Genomic DNA, 16,297 nt, shown 5'->3' with positions numbered 1-16,297 from the left:
CTGCTTTTTTACCACAGCGGTGCCTTATTTTCGCGGTGTAATGTCATCAGGCGGTCATACAAGCGCTCTTCAATGGGTAGCCGTACCCGCGGATCTTGTATCGACTATTCGCCAATTGCTGTTATTGCTCTATAACTAAATAGTACCTGAGCAATAACAAAAAGAACCTGACTTTGATTGCAAGGATACTGCCGATGACGACTCTCGTTTTAGACAACCCTCAAATGCTGGCAGAAGCGGCGTTGCTTTCCGGATTTAACGCAGCCCAGCAGGGTCAAGAAGCAGGTCGCCCTCACCGCACTCGCTTTCATTACGGCTTTAACAAGCACACGCTGGATGAGGCCGATACCGAGATTCTCAAACAGCACGCGGCCTATCTGAAGCGGCACCCGGGCACGCGGATAAAAATCCACGGTCACTCCGACAACTTTGGCTCTGGCGACTACAACCAGTTTCTGGCCCGTCTGCGAGCCCACTCGGTGGCGAGATTGCTTACGAAGGAAGGGGTTTCCCCGTCGGCCATCATCATGGCGACCTGGGGTGCTGACCGGCCTCTGGCAAGGCCCGAGGACCGCGCGGCCAATCGCAGGGTTGAGCTGGAATACCTGTCGATGGACATCGCTCAGGCGCTTTAAGATCGCAGATACAAGAACGGGGCCTGACAAAGGCCCCGTTTCTCATCCTAGCCGGTATTAGCCGTAAACCGTGCCCACATTCCAGAGCAATAAAATCGCCGTTACCAGAATCGACAACCAGGTTAGTATCGTGCCCACCAAACGTCCCATGTGGGTTTTGCCCTTTCCCTTGATCATGCCAAAGGCGTGCAGAATTCGCCCCACCACCAACGCCATTCCAGACCAATAGATCCAGGTTGATGACACGCCATTCAATTCAGCGATGGCCAGCATAATCAAAGCAAACGGAGCGTATTCCACCAGATTGGCGTGAGCCCGAACCGTCGCCTGAAACACACGATTCTCATTCACCCCCATACCAACCTGATGCTTCAGACGACACCTGACCACCATTGCCGACAGAACCAACAGCAAAATGCCTAAGACAGCAGCAAAAACAGCCGTAACGGGTATGATCATGTCAGCCCTGCTTTATCTTGTTAACAACCGCGAGTAACAGCACCGCGCCAGCCGTCGCTGTCACCAGCTCTCCGACCATACTTTTCACCGCAAGCCCCAGCAGGCCGAAAACCACGCCGCCAATAATCGACCCGACAATACCGATACCAATGTTGGCCAGCACACCAAAGCCTTTGCCTTTCATGATCAGTCCCGCCAGCCAGCCGGCAAGGCCACCAATAATCAGAAACCAGATCAGACTCATCAATCGGTTCTCCTGTCGTTTAAACGTTTAACGGTATGGGTCAAAGACTGCCCTGTTTATTGAGGCTGTTCAAGCAGTTCCGGAGGCCGCCGATAACTCATCTACCGCTTCAGCCATTTGCTTGTGGCAGCGTTCCATCAGGTCCGTGACATCAGCGGTGGTTAAACCGGCGGTTTCAATCGGCGGAAGAATGCGTACGGGCACGGCACCTCGGCGCCCCAGCACACCCTCTGTGTTGCCATGGTAATTGGCCACGCACACCATGGTGATCGGCGCGCCCGCAGCAATGGCCATGTGAAACGCACCTTTTTTAAAACGCCCCAGCCCCTGCCCCCGGCTGCGGGTACCTTCAGCAAACACCCAGATGCTTTTGCGGTCTTTATTAATGGCGTCGCTGGTGGCCTTCATGATGGCCACGGCTTTATGGGACTGTTTGCGGTTGAGGATGATGTTGTCTCCTAACCAAAATACCTGACCAAAAAACGGGATCCACAGCAATGCGGATTTGCCCACGGCAACGGTCCGCGGAGGCAACAGATCACCCAGCACCATCAAATCGTCGTTTTCCTGATGGTTCGCCACAATGACGGTGGGCCGGTCTTGAGGCATGTTCTCGGCGCCATACAAAGGGCGCTCCATGCCCAGCACCCGCCGGCAAAAACGAGCAATGAACCCGGCTAACAAGCGATTGTTGTCCGGGTTAAAAGGACGTGCCAGATACAGCACCAATGAAAATAAACAGATAACGGCAACCGACAACCATGCCAGTAATTTTCGTACCACACCCATACTGTGTTTCCGGATCTCAAAATTTTGGCGTACAAGTGTACGCCAAATTATAAAATCGCAACAGCGTTGTTTGGCCCCTTCTGCTGCGTGGGCCGCGCCTTTACAACGTAGCGCAGGGGTCCTCTCGCATCCAGGCTGTCAAAGGGATAACAGGTAATTAAAAGTACCGAATCGTCCTCCAATTGCCGGGTATCTATCACCTCCTTGCGGCTATCGACAATACCGACATCAGTGACTTCATACTGTCGCCATTGCCGGTTCTGGTTTTGCACCCGCAGCCGGTAACCCGGCTGCACATCCTGTAAATGGCGAAAATGGGTATCGCGATGCCCTGCCAGAACCAGCGGGCCCCGCTCACCGCCAAACACCCGCCCCGGGCCGAAGGCCAAACTTTCGCCGTGGCCACCCTCCAGCACAATCATGGATACACCCAGCTCGGGCAATTCCAGCTTGGCCACCGGCCAGGTATCGGCCCACGGCCAGGGTCGTTGTGCTGTTTGTTGAGTCTGGCTGTCTGACCAGGCCTTTTCCAACAGCTCCTGAGCAACCAACGCCTTGAACGGTATCCATAATCCAAACACCAACAGAATCAGCGAGGCACTGGCCAGCAAAACCAGAAAACGCGTCATGCGGATGCCCTCCGGTTCCGCAGTGCCGCCGCCAGCGCAAACATTAAGCCAGCCAATCCCAGGGCACTGAGCAATGGCCAGATGGTGGCCGTTTGCGGATACCGCAGCATGTCGGCGTGGCTACCCGCTGGTAGCAAGGTAGGTAACTGCTCACTTTCCAGTTTCTCAGACGTTGGCCGCAACGGCTTCTCCTCCACCGCAACGAAGCTGGTGAACGGCGACATTACTTGGTGTGCCATCGATAATTTGATGATGCTGGATTCGTTCGGGGTTTCGCCCTTCAGGCTGGCCGCATCCATCAGTTGGTCAATTCGGCCTCTGGCCCAGTGCCGGTTCAAGCCGGTGGCCGGTGCCGCATGGCTCAAATGCAATCGTGTGCGCCATCGACGACCGCCCGGTAAAGTGCCTGAGACTTCCAGCTCACCGGCCGCCAGCACGCCCGAAATCGTCTGCACCAATGGCTGGCCACGAAACAGATCACCGGGTTTGGAGGGCACACTATTCGGTTCGGAGCCTTGAGACGGCCAACGCACATCAATGTCGGTGAGCACGGGGGCTTCCATGGCGGAGAACAGCTTCTTCAAAGCCTGATTCACCTCGCCGCTGTTGTGGATAGCGGTGTAGTCTCCGCGTCCCCAACGGGCAGCTTCCCGCAGAAAGTGCATGTTCGGGGCCGAACCGATGCCCACGGTGAACAGGCGGCGCTCATTCAAGCCCTGGCGAATTTTCTCGAACAACGCGGATTCGTTGCCCACGGCACCATCGGTGATGAACACCATTTGCTGCACCAGCGCCTCTACCGGGGCCTTTTCCATTGTCATCGCCAGCGACAGAGCGCCGGCCATTTCGGTGCCGCCGTCTGCCTGCAAGTTGTGCACATAGTGGCGGGCTCGGGCCAGGTAATGCCGCTCCGCTGGCACCGGCTGGGCAAACAGCGCGTGGGCCTGACTGTTGAACTGGATGACATTGAAGTAGTCACCCGGGCGCAGAGTATCGAGGCCGCGAAGCAAAGCGGTGCGCGCTTGAACCATCGATTCACCGGCCATGGAGCCCGAAGTATCAATGACAAACTGTAATTCTCGGCGCAAAACCGGGCCAGCGGCATCCGGAGGCAGCACCATCGCCATCAGATAATCCTGCCCCTGCCACTGCTGCTGAAACACGGCGGCAGCTGGCTCCCGGCCGGATTCCGGGCGCCAGCGCACGATCAAATCTTTGTCCATCAGCACCCGATCACCTTCAGGCCTTACGCTCACCCGGGTACCGTCGATGTGGGTGTACAGGCTATGGCTCGGGCTGGTGACTTCGGCCAGCGGAAACCCGCTTTCAATGTCCAGTGCAATGGTTGCTCTGTGGCTTTGCGGCGATACATCGTCTGCACGAACCGTAAATGGGCTGATCTGGTCGGAATCAGTCACCTGATCGGTCGGCATGGCCCAGCCAGACCGCCAGTTCTTCGGAGCCTCCGTGATCGTTTCGCCGGGCATATAGCGCGGTGTTAAGGTGGTGGGCAGTCGCAGTTCAAACTCACCATGGCGATAACCGACCGGCTGTTGATAACGAACCTCTACCTGAACCGTTTCCCCTGGCGGGATGTTGGCGATTCGGCTGGTAAACAGGTTCGGGCGCTGCTGCTCAAGCGTTACCGCCTGATGGCCTTTCACTTTGGCATTCTCATAGGTTTTACGAGCTTGCGCCTTAGGTTCGAGGCGCCCGACCACCCGCCGCTCGCCTACCTTCATCACCAAATCGTAGACCGTGGCTTTGTCCGGCAACGGGAACACAAACACACCTTCTTGCCATTGGTCGCTGGTGTTTTTGAAGGTTCTGGTCAGCCGTGTTTGAGCCAGCATGCCCGACACCTGCACGTTGAAGTCGCTGTCCAGAATCAACGCCGGTTGTTGCCAGGCACTTCGCCCATTCATCAGGTACAGTTGCCCTGCCCCCTGTTCACTGCCCTCGCTGGCTTCAGCATACAAGGGGTGCACAAACAGCATCATCAAAACCGCCAGCCAAAGGCTGACACCTTCGGCAATACGCAGCCTTTTTCGGGCATCGAATTTCGGGGTTAACCGGCGGGAGGTAGTGAAACCGGCTCTGGCGGCCGGATTGGCAAACAGCGTTAGCAACATCATCACGTCATCCTTTTTGTGGCAGTGAGTGATGCCATTGCAACAGTTCGACACGGCGCTACCGTGGCAAAAGCGGGCAAACCAACGGAAAACTATGATGAATTATGGCAATCCCGCCGCGCTTGCTTGAACCGGCCCTTGAGCATGCTTTAATGGGGCGACATATCGCTGAACAACGGGTTATGAAAAAACACATTGCGCTCATAGAAGACGAACCAGGCATCCGAGACAACTACCGGGCGGCGTTTGAACGTCGGGGGTATCGGGTATCGACCTACAGTGACCGGCCTTCGGCCTGGCAAGTGCTGCGCCAGAGCCTGCCTGACCTGGCTGTCATTGATGTGGGGTTGGGCGATGAGCCGGAAGGCGGTTTCGCCCTGTGTCAGGCGCTGCGTGACCAGTCCGCCACCCTGCCCATTATTTTTCTGACCGCCCGGGACAGCGACATCGACACGGTGCACGGCCTGCGCCTGGGCGCCGACGATTACGTCACCAAAGACATGAGTCTGGACCACTTGCTGGCTCGGATTACAGCGCTGCTTCGCAGGGCCGAGGCCTGGGCTGAAGCCCTGCAAAAACCCGATGAGGTGGTGCAGCGGGGGCGCATGGAAATGAACGTCGATCGCATGACGGTGAGCTGGGACCAGCAGCCGGTTGATCTGACCGTGACCGAATTCTGGATGCTGCACTCGCTGGTGCAACACCCCGGCCATGTTCGAAGCCGTGAACAACTGATGGAAGCAGCCAGCACGGTACTCGACGACAACACCGTGACCTCTCACATCAAACGCATCCGGCGCAAATTCATGCAACTGGATGCCAGCTTCGATGGCATTCAAACCGCCTACGGCATGGGGTATCGGTGGAACGCTCGTGAGGTTTAAACCGTGAGTCTCAAGCGCCAGTTATTTCTGGCCAGCGTACTGATGCTGCTGATCCCGTGGGCCGGCCTGAAATTTGTGTTGGAACTGGACAACGCTCTGCGCGCACAAGCCCTGCAACAACTGGAAGAAAAAGGCGCCCGGCTGGCCGAACTCGCTGGCGATTTCATGCTGGGAACGCCCGTGGTCACAGACCATAACGCACTTTATGCCGACAGCACCCGGCAATTTCCGAAAGTAGACGGGTTCACCACCACCTGGCCCGGCTTTCGCGATCACGAAGACCAACTTCCCTGGCAATCCCGCCCCGGTCAGGAAAATCTACGATGGCTGGTCACCAGCAACAACCGTTATCTCTATTTGCTGATACAAAAGCGTAATCGGGGCCTGCGCCCCTTCAATCCGAGCCAGCCCAACCAGCCTCACGACCGCGTTGAACTGGTTTTAGCCCCTCCTCCCGGCCAACTCCAAGACAGCCAGACGACGACATGGCTCATCCGGACAACGGCTCCGGGCACCAACGTACCCGCTCTGGTTGATGGCGACCCTGCCCGAACCGACCGTCGGCTTGAAGTGGCCTGGGAAGATCTGGGCTCTCGCTGGCAACTGGAGCTGAGAATGCCGAAGCCCGAGCCGGGCAGCCGGCTGGGCTTTCAGGCCGGGTTGTCCAACGACAGCCAAAACGCTGAAGGCACACCGCTCACGCCACCACCGCTTCTGGTTCAACGTAATACCGCCCTTGAGCGCGCGCTGGCTCGGCAACTCAGCGACGGCCAGCATGCAACCTTGCTGGAACCCGCCGGCTGGATCGTGGCGGACAGCCAATCAGACAATCCGGCGCCCACCACCGATTTCGATGATCTCTCGGCCAGCCAGATCCTGGAACAGATCACCCTCAATGCACTGAGCTGGCTGGTCAAGATGTATCAACCCAAACCGCAGCCGCTGGCGATAACGCACCATCAACTGCACACCGGTAGCCTGCCCGAACATCATTTGATTCAGCAAGACGGCACCACCTGGCTGGCGACGGAACACACGTTCTTTGGTGGCCGGACTCTGTTGCTCAAACAATCAATGGAACAACTGCTCAGCGTATCCGGCTCAGCGCTGGGGAGCGTACTGGCTCGTAGCCTGCTGATTATTCTGGCTCTGACTCTGGCCCTGCTCGGTTACGCCAGTTGGCTGTCCTGGCGCATCGCCCGCCTGCAACAACTGGTCAGCGCCAGCGTTGACGACGATGGCCGTATTCTCGAGCCCCTGCCACCCGCGCGATCCCGGGACGAACTGGGGCAACTGCAGCAACATTTCGGGCACATGGTGTCACGCCTGCAAAGCTACAACCATTATCTGGAAAGCTTCTCTCGCAAGCTTTCCCATGAACTGAAAACACCGGTGGCCGTGGTTCGGTCATCGCTGGAGAATCTGGCGCACAGTCACTCCGAAGATGAACGCCAGCAATATCTGGAGCGCGCATCCTCCGCCGCTGAACGGCTCAGGCGCATTCTGAACAGCATGAGCGAAGCAGCGCGGTTGGAGCAGAGCTTTGATCAGGCCGACAAGGAACCTTTCGATCTGGCAGACGTTATCCGTCAGGCCAGCGCGGCCTATCAACAACTGGACCCGCACCACCAGCACCATTGCCAGACCCCTGACACCGACTGCCCGCTGCATGGTTCACCGGAGATGCTGGTGCAAATGCTCGACAAACTGGTTGATAACGCAAGGGACTTCACCCCGGAGGGCGGCCAGATTCTGCTGCGCCTTGAGCAAGACGCCGAGCACTACCTTATCGAAGTGTTCAACGAAGGCTCTCGCCTGCCCGTCAACCCGGGCGTGGACATTTTCGGGGCGTTTGTGTCGAAACGCGAAGGTAAAGCCGAGGGGCATCTGGGCCAGGGCTTGCTCATTGTTCGCTTGATTGCTGAGTTCCATGGTGGCCGAATTGACGCCCAAAACCAGCACTTTAATGGCATTGACGGTGTCGCCTTCCGCGTTATTATCCCAAGACTTCCCAACGAACAAAGGACTGCCCCGTGACAGCCAAGCCCGTCGCTTTGGATTTTCACCCCCTGCGAGCCGACCTCTATCAGGAGCTGCATTCACGGCCGTTTCAGGTGCTGCCGCCACAGGCCAGAGTGACGCACATCGCGGTTGTGACCACGCCGGAGCAGCGCCAAAACCAGTTCAAACACCTGCAAAGCCTGCACCGAAAGCTGGGAGAGCCCTGGCCGGAAGAAGAAGTGACCTGCTACGAGCAGACCTTTGACCAACTGCGCATTCGCCGCGAAGTGCACATGGAGTTTACTGCGTACACGTTCACCAATCTGGCGCCTTCCGACGCAGAGCCATTCGAGGAAACCGGGATCAGCGCACTGCCCCATGGCTGGCTGAAACAACTTCAAGGCACGGTGGTTGCGGCCTTTCATATCGACGTGAGCCCCTCGTCGGCACATGCCCGCGACGAGCCGGCGTTCATGCGCCGGCATTTTGAGGGCATGCGACTGGTGGGCAGCAGTCCTCAGGAAGGGGCCGCACGCGTGCTGGGCACCTTCCAGCTGCACAGCGACAATTTCGGCCGATTCATGGTGATCAACGACAGCATGTCGGACAGCCAGCTGGGCCGATTGGTGCAGCGCCTGATGGAGATTGAAACCTATCGGTTGATGTCGTTGCTGGCGTTGCCGGTCGCGCGGAACATCACCCCGGCCCTGAACGACATGGACCAACAACTGGCCACCATCACCCAAGCGCTGGCGGATAACGAAAGCCTGGACGAGCAAACCATTCTGGCCAAGCTCACCAACATTGCTGCCAAAATCGAAGCCTTCCGGGCCCACTCGACCTTCCGGTTTTCCGCTACCAAAGCCTACCACCAGCTGGTACTGACCCGTTTGGAAGAACTGCGAGAAGACGAAGTGTCCGGCCACCTCACCATTACCGAATTCATGACCCGGCGGCTCACCCCTGCGGTTAAAACCTGTGAATCGGTGAGTGTTCGGCTGGAAGACCTGTCGCGCCGGGTAGACAGAGCCTCCGACATGATGCGCACCCGGGTGGAGCTGGCCATTCAGAGCCAGAACCAGGAACTGCTCAGTTCCATGGATCGGCGCTCGCGCATACAGCTGATGATGCAGCACACCGTTGAAGGCTTCTCGGTAGTTGCCATTTCTTACTACCTGATCGGCTTGCTCAGCCTGGGGCTGAACGCACTCGTCGGGGCCGGTTATTCGATTAACAAACCGGTAGCTCTGGGCATCGCCATTCCTGTGGTTCTAATGACAGTGTTTATTGCCATCCGGCTGATCCACCATCGGTTTATTCGTATGGCAGATCACCAGTGATACGCCTCAGATAAAACGGGGGTCGCCCGCAAACTGGCGGTAAAACTGCTGGGCCGAGCGGCCATTGCGCACGCCTTTTCGGGTGGCGAAGCGGACTGCCTCAAGATGCAGTTGTTCTCGATCGGCCACCGATGGGAACAGAGCGTCCACTGCCTGCAGGTATACGTCCTGAGAAAAGGGATAAAACGACAACTGCAGCCCGAAACGATCCGCCAGCGACACTTGCTCCTCAATGGCTTCCGCCGGGTGAAGCTCGCCGTCGCGCACCTCGCTTTTCAGGTTGTCGCTCATAAACTCGGGCATCAGATGGCGTCGGTTCGAGGTGGCGTACACCCGCACGTTTTCGGGAGGCAACTCTAACGAACCTTCCAGCACACTTTTCAGCGCCTTATAACCCGACTCTCCCACATCGAACGACAAGTCATCGCAGAAAATCACGAACCGGAACGGCAGATCGCAAATGTCATCAACAATTTCCGGCAGGTTCACCAGATCGTCTTTATCCACTTCGATCATCCGAAGGCCCTGGCTTTGATAGCGGTTCAACAACGCTTTGATCAAAGATGACTTTCCAGTACCACGGGAGCCCCAGAGCAACACATTGTTAGAGGGCTGCTTGTTCAGGAAGCGCTCGGTGTTGCGCTCCAAAGCGGCCTTTTGCGAATCAATACCCGTCAGGTCATTCCAGCTGATCGGGTCCAGCCGACGGATCGCTCTCAAGCCTGACCGGTGGCGGCGCCATAAAGCCGCGGGCGTATTTTGCCAGTCAAAAGAGGTCTCGCTCATAACCTTACTCCATTTGGTTCTTACGTTTGTTCGCCTACATCTGGCCTTTGCCAGACGCTCGGGGGTAGGATCTACAAATCTTACCAGACAGCAGGAGCAAAACATGGCACGTATCTACGACGACAACTCCCTTTCCATCGGCAATACCCCGCTGGTTAAACTGAACCGGGTAAACGATGGGGCCACCATTTGGGCAAAGATTGAAGGCCGCAACCCGGCGTATTCGGTCAAGTGCCGGATTGGATCGGCCATGATCTGGGATGCCGAGAAACGTGGCGTATTGAAGCCCGGTATGACCATTGTTGAGCCCACTAGCGGTAATACCGGCATCGCCCTCGCCTACGTAGCCGCCGCCCGCGGCTACAAGCTGGTGCTGACCATGCCGGCATCCATGAGTCTGGAGCGACGCAAGGTACTGAAAGCACTGGGTGCAAACCTGGTGCTGACCGAGCCAGCGAAAGGTATGGCCGGCGCCATTGCCAAGGCGAAAGAACTTGTGGAAGCCGATCCCGAAAACCACTTCCTGCCTCAGCAGTTCGAGAACCCGGCCAACCCCAAGATTCACGAAGACACCACCGGCCCGGAAATCTGGAATGACACCGACGGCGCGGTTGACGTGTTCGTTGCAGGCGTAGGCACCGGCGGCACCCTGACCGGCGTGTCCCGTTACATCAAAGGCACTCAGGGCAAAGCAATTACCACCGTCGCGGTGGAGCCGACCGACTCGCCGATTATTGGCCAAGTGAGAAGTGGACAGGAACCGAAGCCTGCGCCTCACAAAATCCAGGGTATTGGTGCCGGCTTTATACCAGGCAACCTGGACATGGACCTGGTGGATCAGGTGGAAGCCGTATCCAACGAAGATGCGATGGCCATGGCCCATCGCCTGATGCAGGAAGAAGGCATTCTATGCGGTATTTCCTGCGGAGCCGCAGTTGCTGCAGCCGTTCGAGTCAGCAAACAGCCGGAACACAAAGGTAAGAACATTGTGGTAATTCTGCCGGACTCGGCCGAGCGCTACTTGTCCAGCGCACTGTTCGCTGACACCTTTGGCGAACTGGAAAACCAGCAGTAATAAAAAAAGCGCAGCCGAAATTGGCTGCGCTTTTTGCTTTCTCCGTTAACGGATCAGAACTGGAACTTCAGACCAACCCGACCGGTATCGAAATCCGGACCGCTGTTGGTCACCTGACCGTTAAAATCGTCTTCATCGATATCAACGTTGTACCGGTTATATTCCGCAAAGGCGGTAAGTTGTTCCGTCACTCGGAAATCCACACCGGCACCCACAAACGGGCTCACGTCATCGTAGGTTTCGCTGTCATCGAACGCTTCTACATCAAACGCCGAAGCGAAAGCGCCCGCTTTCGCATACACACCAAAGCTTTGCGTTAAGGGTAAACGGCCTATGGCGCTCAGCCCTACTCCTTTAAGCTTACCGTCTACGTCGTCATCACCAAAGTTTCCGAAGTCAATGTACTCGGCCTCCAGCGCGAAGAACTCGTTAAACTGGTAACCCAACGCGGCACCCAGCATGTCGTTTTTATCGTCGAATTCACCGCCGTGGGACTTATAGCCACCGTAGCTACCACTGATGTACGGGCCGGAATGATCGCGAGTGGTATTATCTTGAGCCCAAACTGCCGGTGCGCTCAGGACAGCAGCACTTAGAACCGTGGCACACACTAAATGAGACTTATAACTCATAACGCGTTTTCCTCCGTGGTTTGGTTCAATAAATTCACCCTACCAAGGAAAATCGCGTGTTTGGGTTACCCCCTGACTAAGATTTGTTCATGCTCTCGTCATCTGTTCGAGAGGCAACGCCTGTGCTGGACGTAACACCCGCCAGCCCAACCGCCGCCCGCCCCGCCAGTGACACACTGTCATAACTCAGCGTAGAAATACCGTGGTGGAAAGCCCTGACTATGCGGCTTGCGGGGCGGGTCACCGGGATCGTATCCAGCACCTGAAAGGCCTCATCAGCAACCGATAAATGCACACGTTTGAGCTGTGCCGCACCATGCTGCACACCGTGACCGAGTACATCCGCTAAGCCCAGCCACCATTGCAGATTGTTGTTCGTATCGGTCATACCAGCCACTCCTGCAGTTGTTTACTCACTATTGGATGACGAGCAAGACGGACATGATCCACCCCCGGGAAATTAACTTTTCCCGTCAACTCCCACCCCTGCCGACGTACACCGTGAGCACTAGATCGATGCACCAGCGCATCACCGAACCAAACGTTCACGGGGTGGCGCTCACTTTTCACCAACAACCCGCTTACCGCAAAGTGGCGCGCGCCAGACAGCAAGGGTTGCTCCTCGGTTCCCGGTTCAAAAACCTCACCACGAGAAAGGTTTCGGATGCCTTCGCTGCGTAAATCGATCACCTCACCGACAACCTTCACATAATCCCTGGGCACTTTATTCAACTTGCCTGCAGCCTTATGGGCCCCGATGGCAAGCCAGGAACCGTCATGAGGCGAGCCGATGTAGACACAATCCAACGATTTACCCACCCAGCTGTGGCCCTTTGCGGAACCGTAATAACAGGCGCTACGAACCAGTAAGCCACCCATACTGTGACCCAGAAGAATCACGCGTTTCACAGGCACCGGCCAGTCCACCACCAACCGTTCCATCAGGTCGGCCAGGTCCTGGCCATTGCGGTAAATGGGCCGCCCGGAGTTGAAACGCAGTTTCAAAGCGGAGGTATCGCCTAGGGCTCGTGCCAGCTGAGAGCCGTAATGCTCTTTAGCCCGGCCCGGAAAATCCCAAACCGATTCCAACTCCATTAAGCCATGAAGGGAGAGGCACAGCGTACTGCCCGGCTCGGCCAATTCCGGATTGTCTGCATCCAGCACCTTGCCACCGGCAAACACAGTCATAGGCACCGCCAGCCCATTGCCACGCGCTTCCAACCAATCCCCTAAAAACCCACTGGCAATGGCTGAAATGTGTTGTCGAATTTTTCCTGCTGACACCGAAACCACCATGAACATCTCCTCGTTATAATGGCAGTGTACGCGCTACCCCGGCTTCCGATATGGCCCAGGTGCAATGGTGCTGCGCGCGCAAGGCAAACATTCCGACAATAATGTTTCAGCCACTTCAACTATTCTTAATAGCGTCGCAATCCTGACATCAGAACAGTGCTGTTAGGCTTACGGCAATTCACCCACCAATACAGCCTATTACCGTGCAAACTCAGGAGTTGATGAATGCGTTCTGCCTTAATGATCACCGCTCTGATGAGTGTTTTCTTTATCACAAACATCCACGCAGCTTCGCCATCAGATCCCTCAGCGAAGGAACCGGAGGTGTTGGGCTTCGTGGAATGGGTGGTGATGGACGACACGGAAGTCCGGCTTAAAGGGAGGCTGGACACGGGCGCCAAGACCTCATCCCTGCACGCCATTAACGTCGAACCGTTTGAAAAGAACGATGAAGAGTGGGTTAGGTTCAAACTGCCGCTGGGAGATCATGAAGACCAACCCAGTGAAGGCCAGTTGGACCACGAAGATGTCATCCTGGAGTTTGAGCGTCCGGTGCATCGCACCGTGCTGATCAAGCGAAAAGGCGCGCCTTCGCAACGACGGTACGTGGTGAACATGGAGTTCTGCATTTCAGGCAAGTTGCACGAGACGCAGTTTTCTTTGACTGACCGGGGGCGCTTCTCTTATCCGGTTCTGCTCGGCCGACGTTTTATGCGCGATGACAACATTCTGACCGATTCTGCCCAGAGTTTTATGGCAACCCAGGAGTGTGAATACCGGACACTCGAGGAACTGGCGGAACGACCAGAAGCACTCAAACGCTCAGATTAATCCGTTGTCGGAACCTTATCCGGCTCGTCATTCCGAACTCTCAGGAAGCTGGCAAAACGAGGCAAGCCCGTTGCGGTCAAGCCCCGATAGCGGAAGGTTACCGTTGCTCCGAGGGGCGGCGGGCTGTGCCGGGCTGCATCGCTGAATCCAGTACCGATGCGGAACCGGCGACCATTCTCAAGCGCCACTTCCAACGCCCCCATCATGCCCCGATACCTGCCTTTACCCGGCCAGTGGCCAACCACCACCGCTTCGGCATCCTGAACGGTTTTCACCTTGAGCAAATCGTCCGAACGGCCATTTTGGTAAAGGCCGGCTTTACGTTTGAGCATCAGGCCTTCACCGCCAGCCGCAACGATTGCGTCCAGCTTCTTCATAAGCGAGTCATGGTCTTTGATCGGGCTTTGCTCAACCAGCACCAGATAGCTGGAAGCGGACTCGTCGACCAGCCTTTTCAAGCGCTGATAACGAATGCTGAACGGTGTGTTTTTAATCGGCAGATCAAAAACATGAAAGCGCACTGCCTGCCACTCTTCCGCAACCGGCTGCTGCTTGCGAACCGTACCGGATAAGGCCGAGAACTGCCCTCGCCCGCTCCACAACTCGCCGTCCAACGGCTGATTCGGAAACCGTTTGGTGAACCAGGCCGGGGCTTGGTAAACGTGCCCACCACGAGACCAGAATTGCTGCCCATCCCAATAGGCACGCACACCATCCAGTTTTTCACTGACCCAATAGGCCTGAAGATCCACGCCTTGCTGATAAACATTCGCCAGCGGAATAGCCGGCGGCTGCGCCGGTGCCGGCGATGAGTGCATGAATGCGCTCAACAAAATGATTAAACCGGTGGCCAGAGTTCTGGCTCCGACGGACCGGGTGGGGAAAAGTGGCATCGTCCTTTGCCTTATAACGTTCTGTGAGGTGCCTGCCAGCACTGGGCTCGAAGGGTAACGCTAACGCACTCAGCCCCGTCATTTTCATGATCCGCCTAGCGCTTTTCAGTTCTACAGAGATATCTCACAAAGCCAACCGGAATGCTCCTACAAACAATATCCACAGGTAAGGTACTTTCAGCCGCCTCAAAACCCATCTGGAGTATCGAATGGATTCCCAAACACTCTCAAGGACCGAACAATGGCTGAGCCCTGTGCTGGCCAGTCTGAAAAAATACATACTCGCGATCGTCGGTGTCGCATTCGCGGTTTTTCTCGCCATGTCGTCGTTCTTTACGACGCAGCTCGGCTATACCTATGTGGTGCAGGACACCCTGTTTGGCAGCATCCGCGTGTTCACAGAGCCCGGGGTTCACTTCAAGGTTCCTTTGTTCTCCAACGTATACACCTACAATCAGGCGATGACCCTCAGCTTTGGTAATCAGGAGAGTGGTGAGAAAATCAAATCCACCCGCCAGCTGACCGAAGTTGAAGTTCAGTTTGCAGACACCTATACCGCCCGCATCCCTGCTACTTTTCGTTTCCGATTGTCGGCTGACCCGGAAAAAATCGTGGCCATGCACCGCGAATTCCGGAGCTACGACAATCTGATCGACTCCCTGCTCATCAAAAACGCTAAAAACGTAACCGTGGTTACCGCGACCCAGTACACCGGTGAGGAATTTTTCCAAGGTGGCCTGAACAAGTTCAAAGTGCAGCTGGAAGACCAACTGCAGAACGGCCTGTACGAAACGGAAAGACGACAAGTTGAAATCGAGCAAACCGACCTAGCGGCCGTCTCGTCCTCTAACGACGACGGCGACCGCCTTGAACGGAAAGTGCAGCTGGTGTGGAAGAACATCATTCTTCAAGACAAAGCCGGGCAAGCCAAGCGAATTGCCAACCCCCTAGACTCCTACGGCATTCAGGTGCGCCAAGTCACCATCGGCCGGCCACTTCCGGAAAAGCGTCTGGACGAACTGCTGATCAAGAAAAAGGATCTTGTAGCAAAGCGCATAACCGCCATTCAGGCACAGGAAACCGCCCGGGCGGAAGCCAAAACGGCGCAACTGGAAAAAGAGATCGAAAAAGCCCGGGCTATTCAGGATGCCCAGCGCAGCAAAGAGCTCGCTATCATTTCAAAGCAGAAAGAAGTGGAGATGGAGCGCCAGCAAGCTCAGCTGGAAACGGTTCGTAAAGAGAAGGAAAAGGCCGTGGCCGTTCTGGAAAAGCAGAAGCAGCTGGAGATTTCTGTCGCCGAGCGTGACATTCAAAAAGCCAATGCAGAAGCCGCCACCTACGCCGCCAAAGCCATTCGTGAGCAGGGTATGGCGGAGGCCGAAGTTGCCAAGGCTCATCTGTTGGCCAAGCAGGCCGCTCGGGACATCTACATGGCTGAGATCCAGCGGGATATTGCTCAGGTAATGTACCCGGCGCTGAAGGGTGTCACCATCGACATGCCCGATTATTACGTGGGCGGTGACGACTCAGGTAGCCCGGTGAGCAGTCTGGAAGTGTTCACCAGCTTGGGGGCCATGGAGCAGCTGCGCAGAGCCGGCGATCAAACCGCGGCCCGATAAGACAAAGCCCTTACAATCAAGAAATTCGATTGTAAGGGCTCACCAGCTGTCC

Annotated in this window: 17 protein-coding genes; 7 read left to right on the top strand and 10 right to left on the bottom strand. The window is 56.4% G+C overall.

The genetic code is table 11. From position 1 onward, the window contains the following. Positions 1-194: 194 nt before the first annotated feature. Positions 195-635: an OmpA family protein gene (locus JAO79_RS03345; protein ID WP_199005724.1), complete on the top strand. Its 441-nt coding sequence runs from the start codon at positions 195-197 to the stop codon at positions 633-635. Between the two features lie 57 nt (positions 636-692). On the opposite strand, the gene JAO79_RS03340 is transcribed toward JAO79_RS03345, so the two are convergent. The 5 genes from JAO79_RS03340 to JAO79_RS03320 form a co-directional block, all read right to left on the bottom strand. Next, positions 693-1,094: an MAPEG family protein gene (locus JAO79_RS03340; RefSeq protein ID WP_199005723.1), complete on the bottom strand. Its 402-nt coding sequence runs from the start codon at positions 1,092-1,094 to the stop codon at positions 693-695. 1 nt (position 1,095) lies between these two features. Continuing rightward, positions 1,096-1,338, bottom strand: a complete 243-nt coding sequence (locus tag JAO79_RS03335; RefSeq protein ID WP_199005722.1) for a GlsB/YeaQ/YmgE family stress response membrane protein — start codon at positions 1,336-1,338, stop codon at positions 1,096-1,098. A gap of 69 nt (positions 1,339-1,407) precedes the next feature. Continuing rightward, positions 1,408-2,127, bottom strand: a complete 720-nt coding sequence (locus JAO79_RS03330) for a lysophospholipid acyltransferase family protein (RefSeq protein WP_199005721.1) — start codon at positions 2,125-2,127, stop codon at positions 1,408-1,410. 47 nt (positions 2,128-2,174) lie between these two features. Continuing rightward, positions 2,175-2,756, bottom strand: a complete 582-nt coding sequence (locus tag JAO79_RS03325) for a class GN sortase (RefSeq protein WP_199005720.1) — start codon at positions 2,754-2,756, stop codon at positions 2,175-2,177. Then, a complete protein-coding gene (locus JAO79_RS03320; protein ID WP_199005719.1) occupies positions 2,753-4,891 on the bottom strand; it encodes a marine proteobacterial sortase target protein in 2,139 nt (712 codons plus the stop codon). The genes JAO79_RS03325 and JAO79_RS03320 overlap by 4 nt, the downstream gene beginning before the upstream one ends. A gap of 179 nt (positions 4,892-5,070) precedes the next feature. On the opposite strand from JAO79_RS03320, the gene pdsR reads away from it, so the two are divergent. From pdsR to JAO79_RS03305, 3 genes are read left to right on the top strand one after another with little or no spacing between them, the layout of a single operon-like run. Continuing rightward, on the top strand, positions 5,071-5,772 hold the full coding sequence (gene pdsR / locus JAO79_RS03315) for a proteobacterial dedicated sortase system response regulator (protein WP_199006618.1): 702 nt from the start codon (positions 5,071-5,073) through the stop codon (positions 5,770-5,772). A gap of 3 nt (positions 5,773-5,775) precedes the next feature. Continuing rightward, a complete protein-coding gene (locus JAO79_RS16375) occupies positions 5,776-7,809 on the top strand; it encodes an ATP-binding protein (protein WP_199005718.1) in 2,034 nt (677 codons plus the stop codon). After that, positions 7,806-9,113 carry a DUF3422 family protein gene (locus JAO79_RS03305; RefSeq protein ID WP_199005717.1) on the top strand — a complete coding sequence of 436 codons (1,308 nt, stop codon included), beginning with the start codon at positions 7,806-7,808 and terminating at the stop codon, positions 9,111-9,113. Before JAO79_RS16375 ends, JAO79_RS03305 begins: the two co-directional genes overlap by 4 nt. Before the next feature lie 6 nt (positions 9,114-9,119). On the opposite strand, the gene JAO79_RS03300 is transcribed toward JAO79_RS03305, so the two are convergent. Next, positions 9,120-9,899, bottom strand: coding sequence for an ATP-binding protein (locus JAO79_RS03300; RefSeq protein WP_199005716.1), 780 nt, complete (start codon positions 9,897-9,899; stop codon positions 9,120-9,122). 103 nt (positions 9,900-10,002) lie between these two features. Between JAO79_RS03300 and cysK the strand changes: the two genes are divergently transcribed. Further along, a complete protein-coding gene (gene cysK / locus JAO79_RS03295) occupies positions 10,003-10,974 on the top strand; it encodes a cysteine synthase A (protein WP_199005715.1) in 972 nt (323 codons plus the stop codon). Positions 10,975-11,027: 53 nt separating this feature from the next. Here cysK and JAO79_RS03290 read toward each other — a convergent pair whose 3' ends face one another. The 3 genes from JAO79_RS03290 to JAO79_RS03280 form a co-directional block, all read right to left on the bottom strand. After that, positions 11,028-11,606: a porin family protein gene (locus JAO79_RS03290; RefSeq protein ID WP_199005714.1), complete on the bottom strand. Its 579-nt coding sequence runs from the start codon at positions 11,604-11,606 to the stop codon at positions 11,028-11,030. A gap of 76 nt (positions 11,607-11,682) precedes the next feature. Beyond that, the gene (locus tag JAO79_RS03285; protein WP_199005713.1) at positions 11,683-11,994 is read right to left on the bottom strand and encodes a hypothetical protein; all 312 of its coding nucleotides are present in this window, start codon (positions 11,992-11,994) and stop codon (positions 11,683-11,685) included. Next, positions 11,991-12,902 carry an esterase/lipase family protein gene (locus JAO79_RS03280; protein WP_199005712.1) on the bottom strand — a complete coding sequence of 304 codons (912 nt, stop codon included), beginning with the start codon at positions 12,900-12,902 and terminating at the stop codon, positions 11,991-11,993. Before JAO79_RS03280 ends, JAO79_RS03285 begins: the two co-directional genes overlap by 4 nt. A 225-nt stretch (positions 12,903-13,127) precedes the next feature. Here JAO79_RS03280 and JAO79_RS03275 point away from each other — a divergent pair, with 225 nt between their 5' ends. Beyond that, entirely contained in the window at positions 13,128-13,733 is a 606-nt protein-coding gene (locus JAO79_RS03275) for an ATP-dependent zinc protease (RefSeq protein ID WP_199005711.1), read from the top strand. Here JAO79_RS03275 and JAO79_RS03270 read toward each other — a convergent pair. After that, positions 13,730-14,626 (bottom strand): DNA ligase, encoded by an 897-nt coding sequence (locus JAO79_RS03270; protein WP_199005710.1) that lies wholly within the window; start codon positions 14,624-14,626, stop codon positions 13,730-13,732. The genes JAO79_RS03275 and JAO79_RS03270 overlap by 4 nt on opposite strands. 209 nt (positions 14,627-14,835) lie before the next feature. On the opposite strand from JAO79_RS03270, the gene JAO79_RS03265 reads away from it, so the two are divergent. After that, the gene (locus JAO79_RS03265) at positions 14,836-16,245 is read left to right on the top strand and encodes an SPFH domain-containing protein (protein WP_199005709.1); all 1,410 of its coding nucleotides are present in this window, start codon (positions 14,836-14,838) and stop codon (positions 16,243-16,245) included. The last annotated feature ends 52 nt before the right edge of the window (positions 16,246-16,297 follow it).

It is taken from the genome of Marinobacter litoralis (genome assembly GCF_016427555.1).
Taxonomy (GTDB): domain Bacteria; phylum Pseudomonadota; class Gammaproteobacteria; order Pseudomonadales; family Oleiphilaceae; genus Marinobacter; species Marinobacter litoralis_A.
The sequence above is the reverse complement of the archived record's forward strand: the minus strand, read 5'-3'. Positions and strand labels throughout refer to the sequence as shown.

What these genes read in the sequence shown, in the direction of transcription:
- JAO79_RS03345 (WP_199005724.1), top strand. Translation starts at nt 195, where the DNA reads ATGACGACTCTCGTTTTAGACAACCCTCAAATGCTGGCAGAAGCGGCG.
- JAO79_RS03340 (WP_199005723.1), bottom strand. Translation starts at nt 1,094, where the DNA reads ATGATCATACCCGTTACGGCTGTTTTTGCTGCTGTCTTAGGCATTTTG.
- JAO79_RS03335 (WP_199005722.1), bottom strand. Translation starts at nt 1,338, where the DNA reads ATGAGTCTGATCTGGTTTCTGATTATTGGTGGCCTTGCCGGCTGGCTG.
- JAO79_RS03330 (WP_199005721.1), bottom strand. Translation starts at nt 2,127, where the DNA reads ATGGGTGTGGTACGAAAATTACTGGCATGGTTGTCGGTTGCCGTTATC.
- JAO79_RS03325 (WP_199005720.1), bottom strand. Translation starts at nt 2,756, where the DNA reads ATGACGCGTTTTCTGGTTTTGCTGGCCAGTGCCTCGCTGATTCTGTTG.
- JAO79_RS03320 (WP_199005719.1), bottom strand. Translation starts at nt 4,891, where the DNA reads ATGATGTTGCTAACGCTGTTTGCCAATCCGGCCGCCAGAGCCGGTTTC.
- pdsR (WP_199006618.1), top strand. Translation starts at nt 5,071, where the DNA reads ATGAAAAAACACATTGCGCTCATAGAAGACGAACCAGGCATCCGAGAC.
- JAO79_RS03300 (WP_199005716.1), bottom strand. Translation starts at nt 9,899, where the DNA reads ATGAGCGAGACCTCTTTTGACTGGCAAAATACGCCCGCGGCTTTATGG.
- cysK (WP_199005715.1), top strand. Translation starts at nt 10,003, where the DNA reads ATGGCACGTATCTACGACGACAACTCCCTTTCCATCGGCAATACCCCG.
- JAO79_RS03290 (WP_199005714.1), bottom strand. Translation starts at nt 11,606, where the DNA reads ATGAGTTATAAGTCTCATTTAGTGTGTGCCACGGTTCTAAGTGCTGCT.
- JAO79_RS03285 (WP_199005713.1), bottom strand. Translation starts at nt 11,994, where the DNA reads ATGACCGATACGAACAACAATCTGCAATGGTGGCTGGGCTTAGCGGAT.
- JAO79_RS03280 (WP_199005712.1), bottom strand. Translation starts at nt 12,902, where the DNA reads ATGGTGGTTTCGGTGTCAGCAGGAAAAATTCGACAACACATTTCAGCC.
- JAO79_RS03275 (WP_199005711.1), top strand. Translation starts at nt 13,128, where the DNA reads ATGCGTTCTGCCTTAATGATCACCGCTCTGATGAGTGTTTTCTTTATC.
- JAO79_RS03270 (WP_199005710.1), bottom strand. Translation starts at nt 14,626, where the DNA reads ATGCCACTTTTCCCCACCCGGTCCGTCGGAGCCAGAACTCTGGCCACC.
- JAO79_RS03265 (WP_199005709.1), top strand. Translation starts at nt 14,836, where the DNA reads ATGGATTCCCAAACACTCTCAAGGACCGAACAATGGCTGAGCCCTGTG.